Annotated in this window: 11 protein-coding genes; all 11 read left to right on the forward strand. The window is 69.7% G+C overall.

What is annotated here, in order from left to right; translation table 11 throughout:
• Positions 1-598: 598 nt before the first annotated feature.
• The 11 genes from OG594_RS25990 to nuoK are packed head-to-tail and all read left to right on the forward strand — an operon-like array spanning position 599 to position 11,315.
• Entirely contained in the window at positions 599-958 is a 360-nt protein-coding gene (locus tag OG594_RS25990) for an NADH-quinone oxidoreductase subunit A (RefSeq protein ID WP_030010013.1), read from the forward strand.
• A 15-nt stretch (positions 959-973) separates the two neighbouring features.
• The gene (locus OG594_RS25995; protein ID WP_030162005.1) at positions 974-1,528 is read left to right on the forward strand and encodes an NADH-quinone oxidoreductase subunit B family protein; all 555 of its coding nucleotides are present in this window, start codon (positions 974-976) and stop codon (positions 1,526-1,528) included.
• Positions 1,525-2,244, forward strand: coding sequence for an NADH-quinone oxidoreductase subunit C (locus tag OG594_RS26000; protein WP_266603734.1), 720 nt, complete (start codon positions 1,525-1,527; stop codon positions 2,242-2,244). The genes OG594_RS25995 and OG594_RS26000 overlap by 4 nt, the downstream gene beginning before the upstream one ends.
• Positions 2,244-3,584 (forward strand): NADH-quinone oxidoreductase subunit D, encoded by a 1,341-nt coding sequence (locus OG594_RS26005; protein ID WP_266603736.1) that lies wholly within the window; start codon positions 2,244-2,246, stop codon positions 3,582-3,584. Before OG594_RS26000 ends, OG594_RS26005 begins: the two co-directional genes overlap by 1 nt.
• Complete coding sequence (gene nuoE, locus OG594_RS26010; protein WP_266603738.1) at positions 3,581-4,336, forward strand: NADH-quinone oxidoreductase subunit NuoE; 756 nt, start codon at positions 3,581-3,583, stop codon at positions 4,334-4,336. The genes OG594_RS26005 and nuoE overlap by 4 nt, the downstream gene beginning before the upstream one ends.
• Positions 4,336-5,721 (forward strand): NADH-quinone oxidoreductase subunit NuoF, encoded by a 1,386-nt coding sequence (gene nuoF / locus OG594_RS26015; RefSeq protein WP_266603740.1) that lies wholly within the window; start codon positions 4,336-4,338, stop codon positions 5,719-5,721. The genes nuoE and nuoF overlap by 1 nt, the downstream gene beginning before the upstream one ends.
• Positions 5,718-8,222, forward strand: coding sequence for an NADH-quinone oxidoreductase subunit G (locus tag OG594_RS26020; RefSeq protein ID WP_266603742.1), 2,505 nt, complete (start codon positions 5,718-5,720; stop codon positions 8,220-8,222). Before nuoF ends, OG594_RS26020 begins: the two co-directional genes overlap by 4 nt.
• Entirely contained in the window at positions 8,219-9,574 is a 1,356-nt protein-coding gene (gene nuoH / locus OG594_RS26025; protein WP_266603744.1) for an NADH-quinone oxidoreductase subunit NuoH, read from the forward strand. The genes OG594_RS26020 and nuoH overlap by 4 nt, the downstream gene beginning before the upstream one ends.
• Before the next feature lie 3 nt (positions 9,575-9,577).
• Positions 9,578-10,210 carry an NADH-quinone oxidoreductase subunit NuoI gene (gene nuoI / locus OG594_RS26030; RefSeq protein WP_266603746.1) on the forward strand — a complete coding sequence of 211 codons (633 nt, stop codon included), beginning with the start codon at positions 9,578-9,580 and terminating at the stop codon, positions 10,208-10,210.
• Complete coding sequence (locus OG594_RS26035) at positions 10,207-11,019, forward strand: NADH-quinone oxidoreductase subunit J (RefSeq protein ID WP_266603748.1); 813 nt, start codon at positions 10,207-10,209, stop codon at positions 11,017-11,019. The genes nuoI and OG594_RS26035 overlap by 4 nt, the downstream gene beginning before the upstream one ends.
• Positions 11,016-11,315, forward strand: a complete 300-nt coding sequence (gene nuoK, locus OG594_RS26040) for an NADH-quinone oxidoreductase subunit NuoK (RefSeq protein ID WP_030016652.1) — start codon at positions 11,016-11,018, stop codon at positions 11,313-11,315. The genes OG594_RS26035 and nuoK overlap by 4 nt, the downstream gene beginning before the upstream one ends.
• The last annotated feature ends 8 nt before the right edge of the window (positions 11,316-11,323 follow it).

Raw genomic sequence — 11,323 nt, forward strand, 5'->3', positions numbered from 1 at the left:
GTGACCTTCCTGTGAACGCACCGAGAGGTTCGTGAACGGATGCACGTACTCACGCGGCCCCCCGCGCCGTCGGGGGTGCGGGCGCCGGGATGCCCCTCGCGCGGTTCCCCACCCCTCGCCGACGCTCCCGCCCGCCCCGCATCCACCCCCGCGTCTGCCCCGTGTCCACCTCCGTACACACGGGCTCCCTCGACTGGGGGACGCCGATCCCTTTACCAGCCCCGCACCCCTCTTGCCAATTTGCCTGCACCGCGCATCGTTTGATAGGGCGAGCCGCCTTCTACCTGCGGCAACAGGCCCCGATGTCACCTTTAGTGATCATGTGGATGCTTCGCGTATGAAGATCACCACTCATTGGGCTTCATGATCGTTCGTCAGGTGGTGGAGATCACAAACTCGGTGTTGTTACCCGTGTCGCAGATCACAGACGAGCGGGCATAAGATGCGCACCAGTCCGGCTTGTGAACTGCCTCACATGCAAGCGCTTGATTCGGAAGCGTGATCTCCGCGAGGTGGTGCACACCCCCAGCTACCGCTGGGAGGTGCCCCCGGCCGGCAGCGGTCCAACGGTCAAGGACGACTGGAAGGAGCGAGGAGCGTGAATGCGTACGCGCCCATCCTCGTGCTCGGCGCCCTCGGCGCAGGGTTTGCGATCTTCTCCGTGGTCATGGCCACGCTGATCGGCCCAAAACGGTACAACCGGGCAAAGCTCGAAGCCTACGAGTGCGGCATCGAGCCGACGCCGATGCCGGCCGGCGGTGGCCGCTTCCCGATCAAGTACTACCTGACGGCGATGCTCTTCATCGTCTTCGACATCGAGGTTGTCTTCCTCTACCCCTGGGCCGTCACCTTCGACTCCCTGGGGATCTTCGGGCTCGTCGAGATGCTGCTCTTCGTGCTCACCGTCTTCGTCGCCTACGCCTACGTGTGGCGCCGCGGCGGCCTGGAATGGGACTGAGGGGCTGAATTTTCCATGGGACTGGAAGAGAAGCTGCCGAGCGGCTTCCTGCTGACCACCGTCGAACAGGCCGCGGGATGGGTGCGCAAGTCGTCCGTCTTCCCGGCGACCTTCGGCCTGGCCTGCTGCGCCATCGAGATGATGACCACCGGAGCGGGCCGGTACGACCTGGCCCGCTTCGGCATGGAGGTCTTCCGCGGCTCGCCGCGCCAGGCCGATCTGATGATCGTGGCCGGGCGGGTCAGCCAGAAGATGGCGCCGGTGCTGCGGCAGGTGTACGACCAGATGCCCGCTCCCAAATGGGTCATCTCCATGGGGGTTTGTGCATCTTCGGGCGGAATGTTCAACAACTACGCGATCGTCCAGGGCGTCGACCACATCGTCCCGGTGGACATCTACCTGCCCGGCTGCCCGCCGCGCCCCGAGATGCTGATGGACGCGATCCTCAAGCTCCACCAGAAGATCCAGGGCGGAAAGCTCGGCGTGAACCGGGAAGAAGCGGCCCGTGAGGCGGAGGAGGCGGCCCTCAAGGCCCTCCCCACCATCGAGATGAAGGGGCTGCTCCGGTGAGCGAGACCCAAGAGCCGGAGAACGGCAGCAACGTCCCTGCGCCGCGCGACCAGGGCCCCGAGGTCATCGGCGTCCGCAAGGGCATGTTCGGTGCCGAGGGCGGTGGGGACACCAGCGGCTACGGCGGCCTCGTGCGGACCGTGGCCATGCCCGGCGCGACGAGCCGGCCGTACGGCTCCTACTTCGACGAGGTGGCCGACGAGCTCGAAGGCGCACTGGAGGAGCAGGACCTGGTCCCCGCGAACGCCATCGAGAAGACGGTGGTCGACCGGGGCGAGCTCACCTTCCACATCGCCCGCGAGCACCTCGTACGGGTCGCGCGCACCCTGCGCGACGACCCGGCCCTGCGCTTCGAGCTCTGCACCGGCGTCTCCGGCGTGCACTTCCCCGGGGACAAGGGCCGTGAGCTGCACGCCGTCTACCACCTGCGCTCGCTCACGCACGGCCGGATCCTGCGGCTGGAGGTGTCCGTCCCGGACGGGGACCCGCACGTCCCCTCGCTCGTCGCCGTCTACCCGACCAACGACTGGCACGAGCGCGAGACGTACGACTTCTTCGGCCTGGTCTTCGACGGGCACCCGGCCCTCACCCGGATCATGATGCCGGACGACTGGCAGGGCTTCCCGCAGCGCAAGGACTACCCGCTCGGCGGCATCCCCGTCGAGTACAAGGGCGCCCAGATCCCGGCTCCCGACCAGCGGAGGTCGTACAGCTGATGTCCCCCATCTCGAATGACGCAGAAAACCACGCCTCCGCGCGCGAAACGACCGAGGGCACCGTCTACACCGTCACCGGCGGTGACTGGGACGAGATCGTCCAGTCCGCGGCCAAGGCCGACGACGAGCGGATCGTCGTCAACATGGGTCCGCAGCACCCCTCCACCCACGGGGTACTGCGCCTGATCCTGGAGATCGACGGCGAGACGGTCACCGAGGCCCGCTGCGGCATCGGCTACCTGCACACCGGCATCGAGAAGAACCTCGAATTCCGGAACTGGACGCAGGGCACCACCTTCGTGACGCGCATGGACTACCTGACGCCGTTCTTCAACGAGACGGCGTACTGCCTCGGCGTCGAGAAGCTGCTCGGCATCACCGACCAGATCCCGGACCGCGCCACCGTCATCCGCGTCCTGCTGATGGAGCTCAACCGGCTCTCCTCCCACCTGGTGTGCATTGCCACCGGCGGCATGGAGCTGGGCGCGACCACGATCATGATCTACGGCTTCCGCGACCGCGAGCTGATCCTCGACATCTTCGAGCTGATCACCGGACTGCGCATGAACCACGCGTTCGTCCGCCCCGGCGGCCTCGCCCAGGACCTGCCCCCGGGCGCCGTCGACCAGCTGCGCGAGTTCATCAAGACCATGAAGAAGAACCTGCCGGAGTACGACAAGCTCGCCACCGGCAACCCCATCTTCAAGGCCCGCATGCAGGACGTCGGCTACCTCGACCTCACCGGCTGCATGGCGCTCGGCGCCACCGGCCCGATCCTGCGCTCCGCCGGCCTGCCGCACGACCTGCGCAAGTCGGACCCGTACTGCGGCTACGAGAACTACGAGTTCGACGTGCCGACCACCGAGACCTGCGACTCCTACGGGCGGTTCCTGATCCGCCTGGAGGAGATGCGCCAGTCGCTGCGGATCGTCGAACAGTGCCTGGAGCGCCTGGAGCCGGGACCGGTGATGGTCGCCGACAAGAAGATCGCCTGGCCCGCGCAGCTCGCGATGGGCCCGGACGGTCTCGGCAACTCGCTCGACCACATCAGGAACATCATGGGCACCTCCATGGAGGCCCTCATCCACCACTTCAAGCTGGTGACCGAGGGCTTCCGGGTACCGTCCGGCCAGGCGTACGCGGCCGTCGAGTCCCCCAAGGGCGAGCTCGGCGTGCACGTCGTCTCCGACGGCGGCACCCGCCCCTACCGGGTCCACTTCCGCGACCCGTCCTTCACCAACCTGCAGGCCATGGCCGCGATGTGCGAGGGCGGCCAGGTCGCCGACGTCATCGTCGCCGTCGCCTCCATCGACCCCGTGATGGGAGGCGTCGACCGATGACCGCCAGTCCTTCGAACCAAGGGGTCTCGCTGGGCATGCCCCAGCTGCCGGCCCCCGACTATCCGGCGGAGGTACGCGAGCGCCTCGAAGCCGACGCCAGGGAAGTCATCGCCCGCTACCCCGACAGCCGCTCCGCGCTGCTGCCGCTGCTGCACCTGACGCAGTCCGAGGAGGGCTACGTCTCGCGCACCGGCATCCGCTTCTGCGCCGAGGTACTGGGCCTGACCACCGCCGAGGTCACGGCCGTGGCGACCTTCTACACGATGTACCGGCGGGGGCCCTCCGGCGACTACCAGGTCGGCGTCTGTACGAACACCCTGTGCGCGGTGATGGGCGGCGACGCCATCTTCGAGGAGCTCAAGGAGCACCTCGGGGTCGGCAACAACGGGACCACCCCCGACGGCAAGGTCACCCTCGAACACATCGAGTGCAACGCGGCCTGCGACTACGCCCCCGTGGTGATGGTCAACTGGGAGTTCTTCGACAACCAGACCCCCCAGTCCGCCAAGGCCATGGTCGACGACCTGCTGGCCGGCCGCGAGGTCTCCCCGACCCGGGGCGCACCGCTGTGCACCTACAAGGAGACCGCCCGGATCCTGGCCGGCTTCCCGGACGAGCGCGAGGGCGCGGTCGAGGCGACCGGCGGTGCCGGCCCCGCCTCCCTGATCGGGCTGCGCATCGCCCGCGGCGAGTCCGCGCACACCCCGATCGTCCACCCGCGCGGCGAGGCCACCACTGAGGGAGGGGAGTGATGTCGGTGTCTTCCGAACTGAGCAACGGGGGCAATGGGAGCACCTCCCATCCGGAGGCCGGCGGCGGCACCAGCCCGGAGAAGCTCCTCGCCCCCGTGCTGTCCGCCTTCTGGGACGAGCCACGGTCGTGGACGCTGGAGACCTACCGGCGCCACGAGGGGTACGAGGGCCTGCGCAAGGCGCTCGCGATGACCCCGGACGACCTCATCGCCTACGTGAAGGACTCGGGTCTGCGCGGACGCGGCGGCGCGGGCTTCCCCACCGGAATGAAGTGGCAATTCATCCCGCAGGGCGACGGAAAGCCGCACTACCTCGTCGTGAACGCGGACGAGTCGGAGCCGGGAACCTGCAAGGACATCCCCCTCCTCTTCGCCAACCCGCACTCCCTCATCGAGGGAATGATCATCGCCTGCTACGCGATCCGCTCCGAGCACGCCTTCATCTACCTGCGCGGGGAGACGGTGCCCGTGCTGCGGCGCCTGCACGAGGCCGTGCGCGAGGCGTACGCGGCCGGATACCTCGGCAAGGACATCGACGGCACCGGGCGCAACCTCGACATCACGGTGCACGCGGGCGCGGGCGCGTACATCTGCGGCGAGGAGACGGCGCTGCTCGACTCCCTCGAAGGCCGGCGCGGCCAGCCCCGGCTGCGTCCCCCCTTCCCCGCGGTCGAGGGGCTCTACGCGTGCCCCACTGTCGTCAACAACGTGGAGTCGATCGCCTCGGTTCCCGCGATCCTGAACAAGGGCAAGGACTGGTTCAAGTCGATGGGGACCGAGAAGTCCCCCGGCTTCACGCTGTACTCGCTCTCCGGGCACGTCGCCGGCCCCGGCCAGTACGAGGCCCCGCTCGGCATCACCCTGCGCCAGCTCCTCGACATGAGCGGCGGCATGCGCCCCGGGCACCGGCTGAAGTTCTGGACCCCGGGCGGATCCTCCACCCCGATGTTCACGGACGAGCACCTCGACGTCCCGCTCGACTACGAGGGCGTGGGCGCCGCCGGCTCGATGCTCGGCACCAAGGCCCTGCAGTGCTTCGACGAGACGACCTGCGTGGTGCGGGCCGTGACCCGGTGGACCGAGTTCTACGCCCACGAGTCCTGCGGCAAGTGCACCCCGTGCCGCGAGGGCACCTACTGGCTGGTCCAGCTGCTCCGCGACATCGAGGCCGGCCGGGGCGTCATGTCCGACCTCGACAAGCTGAACGACATCGCCGACAACATCAACGGCAAGTCCTTCTGCGCGCTCGGCGACGGCGCGGCCAGCCCGATCTTCTCCTCGCTCAAGTACTTCCGCGAGGAGTACGAGCAGCACATCACGGGCAAGGGCTGCCCCTTCGACCCCAGGAAGTCGACCCTCTGGGCCGACACGGAGGTGAACGCATGACCGTCACCACTCCAGCGGCCTCCGGGGGCGGAGCGGCGGTTCCACCGGAGAACACCGTCTCGCTGACCATCGACGGGGTCGAACTGACCGTGCCCAAGGGCACCCTCGTCATCCGGGCCGCCGAGCAGCTCGGCATCGAGATCCCCCGGTTCTGCGACCACCCCCTCCTCTCCCCGGCCGGCGCCTGCCGCCAGTGCATCGTCGAGGTCGAGGGCCAGCGCAAGCCGATGGCCTCCTGCACCATCACCTGCACCGACGGCATGGTCGTCAAGACCCAGCTGACCTCCGAGGTCGCCGACAAGGCCCAGCGCGGGGTGATGGAGCTGCTGCTCATCAACCACCCGCTGGACTGCCCGGTCTGCGACAAGGGCGGCGAGTGCCCACTGCAGAACCAGGCGATGTCGCACGGCAACGCCGAATCGCGGTTCGAGGGCAAGAAGCGCACCTACGAGAAGCCGGTCCCGATCTCCACCCAGGTGCTGCTGGACCGCGAGCGGTGCGTGCTGTGCGCGCGCTGCACCCGCTTCTCCAACGAGATCGCCGGCGACCCGATGATCGAGCTGCTGGAACGCGGCGCGCTCCAGCAGGTCGGCACCGGCGAGGGTGACCCCTTCGAGTCGTACTTCTCGGGCAACACCATCCAGATCTGCCCGGTCGGCGCCCTCACCTCGGCCGCCTACCGGTTCCGCTCCCGCCCCTTCGACCTCGTCTCCTCCCCGAGCGTGTGCGAGCACTGCGCCGGCGGCTGCGCGACCCGCAGCGACCACCGGCGCGGCAAGGTGCTGCGCCGCCTCGCCGCCGAGGACCCCGAGGTCAACGAGGAGTGGATCTGCGACAAGGGCCGCTTCGGGTTCCGCTACGCCCAGCGCCCCGACCGGCTGACCACCCCGCTGGTGCGCAGCGCCGCCGGGGTGCTGGAGCCGGCGAGCTGGCCCGAGGCACTGGAGGCCGCGGCGAACGGACTCGCCGCCGCGCGCGGCCGGGCCGGGGTGCTGACCGGCGGCCGGCTCACCGTCGAGGACGCCTACGCGTACGCCAAGTTCGCGCGGGTGGTGCTCGACACCAACGACATCGACTTCCGGGCCCGCGTGCACAGCGCGGAGGAGGCCGATTTCCTGGCCTCGGAGGTCGCCGGGCACGGGGTCGACCTCGGCGGGCAGTGGCTCTCGTACACCGCCCTGGAAGCCGCCCCCGCGGTGCTGCTCGTCGGCATCGAGGCGGAGGAGGAGGCGCCCGGCGTCTTCCTGCGGCTGCGCAAGGCCCACCGCAAGCGGGGGCAGCGGACCTTCTCCGTCGCCCCCTTCGCCACCCGCGGCCTGGAGAAGGCGGGCGGCACCCTGCTGGCCGCCGCCCCCGGCACCGAGCCCGAGTGGCTCGACGCGCTGGCCTCCCGGACGGGCCTGGAGACCGGGGGCGCCGCAGCCGCCGAGGCGCTGCGGCTGCCCGGCGCGGTCATCCTCGTCGGGGAGCGCCTCGCCGGGGTGCCCGGCGCGCTGACCGCAGCCGTACGGGCCGCCGGGGTCACCGGGGCCACCCTGGTGTGGATTCCGCGCCGGGCCGGTGAGCGGGCCGCCATCGAGGCGGGCGCGCTGCCGTCCCTGCTGCCCGGCGGCCGCCCCGCCACCGACCCGCGGGCCCGCGACGAGGTCGCCACCGCCTGGGGCCTGGACGAACTCCCGCACCGCTACGGCCGCGACACCGGCCAGATCGTCGAGGCCGCCGCGACCCGGGAGCTCTCGGCCCTGCTGATCGCGGGCGTCGAGGTCGCCGACCTGCCGGACCCGGCCCGCGCGCGGACCGCCCTCCAGGAGGCCTTCGTGGTCTCCCTGGAACTGCGGCCCGGCGAGGTCACCGACCACGCGGACGTGGTCCTCCCGGTCGCCGCGGTGGCCGAGAAGGCGGGCGCGTTCATCAACTGGGAGGGCCGGGTCAGGCCGTTCGAGGCCGCGCTCAAGCCCGACCAGATGACCCGCCGGCTCGCCCCGGCCGACGCCCGCGTGCTGCACATGCTGGCCGACGCCGCCGACCGGCCGATCGCCCTGCCCGACGTGCACGCCGTACGCCGGGAGATCGACCGGCTCGGCCCGTGGGCCGGGGAGCGGGCCGCCGGGCAGAGCGCGGACACTGTGGCGCTGCCCCGCCCGGGCAGCGGCGAGGCGGTCCTCGCGGGCCACCGGCTCCTCCTGGACCTCGGCCGGCTGCAGGAGGGCGACGACGCCCTGGCCGGCACCCGGCACGAGGCCAGCGCCCGGCTGTCGGCCGCCACGGCCGCCGAGACCGGCGTCAAGGACGGCGACGTCCTCGCGGTCACCGGCCCGGCCGGCTCCGTGGAACTCCCGCTCCGGATCACCGAGATGCCCGACCGCGTGGTCTGGCTCCCGCTGAACTCCACCGGCTCCGGCGTCCTCGCCGACGCCGGCGCCCGCCCGGGCACCCTCGTGCGCATCGGCCCGGCGACCCCGGCCGGCGCAGGCGACACCACTGCGGAGGTGGGCGCGTGAACACCGTTCAACTCGCTGCCGAGGACCTGTCCCTGTTCGGCCAGGACGTCTGGTGGCTCGTCCTGCTGAAGGCGGTCTTCTGCTTCGCCTTCCTGATGGTGACCGTGCTCTTCTCCATCGTGTGGGAGCGCAAGGTCGTCGCCTGGATGCAGCTGCGCATCGGCCCGAACCGGCACGGCCCCTGGGGCATGCTCCAGTCGCTCGCCGACGGCGTGAAGCTGATGCTCAAGGAAGACCTGATCGTCAAGCGGGCCGACAAGGTCATCTACGTCCTGGCCCCGATCATCGCGGCGATCCCGGCCTTCATGGCCATCGCGGTGATCCCCTTCGGGCCCGCGGACGACCAGGTCTCCATCTTCGGCCAGCGCACCACGATGCAGCTGACCGACCTGCCCATCGCGATGCTCTACGTCCTCGCGGTGGCCTCGGTCGGCATCTACGGCATCGTGCTGGCGGGCTGGTCCTCCGGCTCCACCTACCCGCTCCTCGGCGGCCTGCGCTCCTGCGCGCAGATGATCTCCTACGAGATCGCGATGGGCGCGGCCTTCGCCTCGGTCTTCCTCTACTCCGGGTCGATGTCGACCTCGGCGATCGTCGAGGCCCAGGCGGACCGCTGGTTCATCGTCCTGCTGCCCGTGTCCTTCATCATCTACGTCGTCACGATGGTCGGCGAGACGAACCGCGCCCCCTTCGACATGCCGGAGTCCGAGGGCGACCTGGTCGGCGGCTTCAACACCGAGTACTCGTCCATCAAGTTCGCGCTGTTCATGCTGGCCGAGTACGTCAACATGGTCACCGTCTCGGCGGTCTCGGTCACCCTCTTCCTGGGCGGCTGGCGGGCCCCGTACCCGATCAGCTCCTTCTGGGAGGGCGCGAACCACGGCTGGTGGCCGATGCTCTGGTTCGTCCTCAAGGTGCAGCTGCTGCTGTTCTTCTTCATCTGGCTGCGCGGCACGCTGCCGCGCGTGCGCTACGACCAGCTGATGAAGCTCGGCTGGAAGGTCCTGATCCCGGTCTCGGTGGTCTGGCTGATGCTGGTGGCCACCGTCCGGGCCCTGCGCAACGAGGCGTACGACTTCAGCGAGATCGTCCTCTACGTCGGCGGCGCCGTCGTGGCGATCCTGCTCCTCTCCTTCGTCGCGGACGTCTTCCGCGACAAGCGGGAGAAGAAGACGGCGGCCGCCGGGGCGGTGCACGACGCCGAGCCCTTCGACCCGCTGGCGGGCGGGTTCCCCGTACCGCCGAAGCCCGGCCAGCACCTGGCACCCGTACCGCGCAGGCGGTCCCGCACCGAGCGGGAGCTGATTGTCAGTGGCGGGACGAATACTGACAGTGACCGAGAGGAGGCTTGAGAGATGTCCGACGAGAAGTGGCAGAACCCGGTGGCGGGCTTCGGCGTGACCTTCAAGGCCATGTTCAAGAAGCGCCTCACCGAGCAGTACCCGGAGCAGGAGAAGACGACCGCACCGCGTTTCCACGGACGGCATCAGCTCAACCGGCACCCCGACGGTCTGGAGAAGTGCATCGGGTGCGAGCTGTGTGCCTGGGCCTGTCCCGCCGACGCGATCTACGTGGAGGGCGCGGACAACACCGAGGAGGAGCGCTACTCCCCGGGTGAGCGGTACGGCCGGGTCTACCAGATCAACTACGCCCGCTGCATCCTGTGCGGGCTGTGCGTGGAGGCGTGCCCGACGAGGGCGCTGACCATGACGAACGAGTTCGAACTGGCCGACTCCAGCCGCGAATCGCTCATCTACACCAAGGAGCAGCTGCTGGCCGGTCTGACCGAGGGCATGGTCGAGGCACCGCACTCGATCTTCCCCGGCACGGACGACACGGACTACTACCGGGGGCTGGTGACCGGGGCCGCCCCGGGCACCGTCCGGCAGGTCGCGGTCTCCAAGGGCGAAGTCGCTGGCGAAGTCGCTGGTGAAGTCGCTGGCGAGGCCGCTCCGGAGAACGGCCAGTCCACGGAGGTGGACGCATGAGCGCCATCGCCGCCGCCACCTCCATGACCTCCACGGGCGAGGCGATCCAGTTCTGGGTCCTCGGCACGGTCGCCGTCATCGGCGCACTGGCCACGATCCTCATGAAGAAGGCCGTGCACAGCGCCCTCAGCCTGGCCGGGACGATGATCATCCTGGCCGTCTTCTACCTCGCCAACGGGGCGTACTTCCTGGGCGTCGTCCAGGTGATCGTCTACACCGGCGCGATCATGATGCTCTTCCTCTTCGTGGTCATGCTCGTCGGCGTCACCGCAGCCGACTCCCTGAAGGAGACCATCAAGGGGCAGCGCTGGCTGGCCGCCCTGTGCGGACTCGGCTTCGGCATCCTGCTGATCGCCGGCATCGCCCACGCCGGGCTCACCCACTTCAACGGGCTCGGCCGGGTCAACTCGGGCGGGCACATCGAGGGCCTGGCACAGCTGATCTTCACCAAGTACGTCTTCGCCTTCGAGATCACCGGCGCGCTGCTGATCACCGCGGCCGTCGGCGCGATGGTGCTCACCCACCGCGAGCGCACCGAACGGGCCGCCACCCAGCGCGAACTCGCCGAGAAGCGGGTCCGCGAGGGCGTCCAGCTCCCGCCGCTGCCCGCGCCCGGCGTCTACGCCCGGCACAACGCGGTGGACGTCGCCGGTCTGCTGCCGGACGGCACCCCGTCCGAGCTGACCGTCAACCGGACGCTGCGCGCCCGCGGCCAGATCCGGGACGTCTCCAGCCAGGCGATCGACGACCTCAAGGCACTGGAGCAGGCCTCCTCGGAGCGCCTCGGCCGTGAGGAGGCCTCGAAGTGAATCCGGTCAACTACCTGTACCTGGCGGCCCTGCTGTTCACGATCGGTGCCGTCGGGGTCCTGATCCGCAAGAACGCGATCGTGCTGTTCATGTGCGTCGAGCTGATGCTCAACGCCTGCAACCTCGCCTTCGTCGCGTTCTCCCGGATGCACGGCAACCTCGACGGCCAGATCATCGCGTTCTTCACGATGGTCGTCGCCGCCGCGGAGGTCGTGGTCGGCCTGGCGATCATCGTGTCGCTGTTCCGTACCCGCCACTCGGCCTCGGTCGACGACGCCAGCCTGATGAAGCTGTAAGGGGTCGC

This window comes from Streptomyces sp. NBC_01214 (assembly GCF_026340975.1).
Taxonomy (GTDB): domain Bacteria; phylum Actinomycetota; class Actinomycetes; order Streptomycetales; family Streptomycetaceae; genus Streptomyces.

What these genes read in the sequence shown, in the direction of transcription:
- OG594_RS25995 (WP_030162005.1), top strand. Translation starts at nt 974, where the DNA reads ATGGGACTGGAAGAGAAGCTGCCGAGCGGCTTCCTGCTGACCACCGTC.
- OG594_RS26005 (WP_266603736.1), top strand. Translation starts at nt 2,244, where the DNA reads ATGTCCCCCATCTCGAATGACGCAGAAAACCACGCCTCCGCGCGCGAA.
- nuoE (WP_266603738.1), top strand. Translation starts at nt 3,581, where the DNA reads ATGACCGCCAGTCCTTCGAACCAAGGGGTCTCGCTGGGCATGCCCCAG.
- nuoF (WP_266603740.1), top strand. Translation starts at nt 4,336, where the DNA reads ATGTCGGTGTCTTCCGAACTGAGCAACGGGGGCAATGGGAGCACCTCC.
- OG594_RS26020 (WP_266603742.1), top strand. Translation starts at nt 5,718, where the DNA reads ATGACCGTCACCACTCCAGCGGCCTCCGGGGGCGGAGCGGCGGTTCCA.
- nuoI (WP_266603746.1), top strand. Translation starts at nt 9,578, where the DNA reads ATGTCCGACGAGAAGTGGCAGAACCCGGTGGCGGGCTTCGGCGTGACC.
- OG594_RS26035 (WP_266603748.1), top strand. Translation starts at nt 10,207, where the DNA reads ATGAGCGCCATCGCCGCCGCCACCTCCATGACCTCCACGGGCGAGGCG.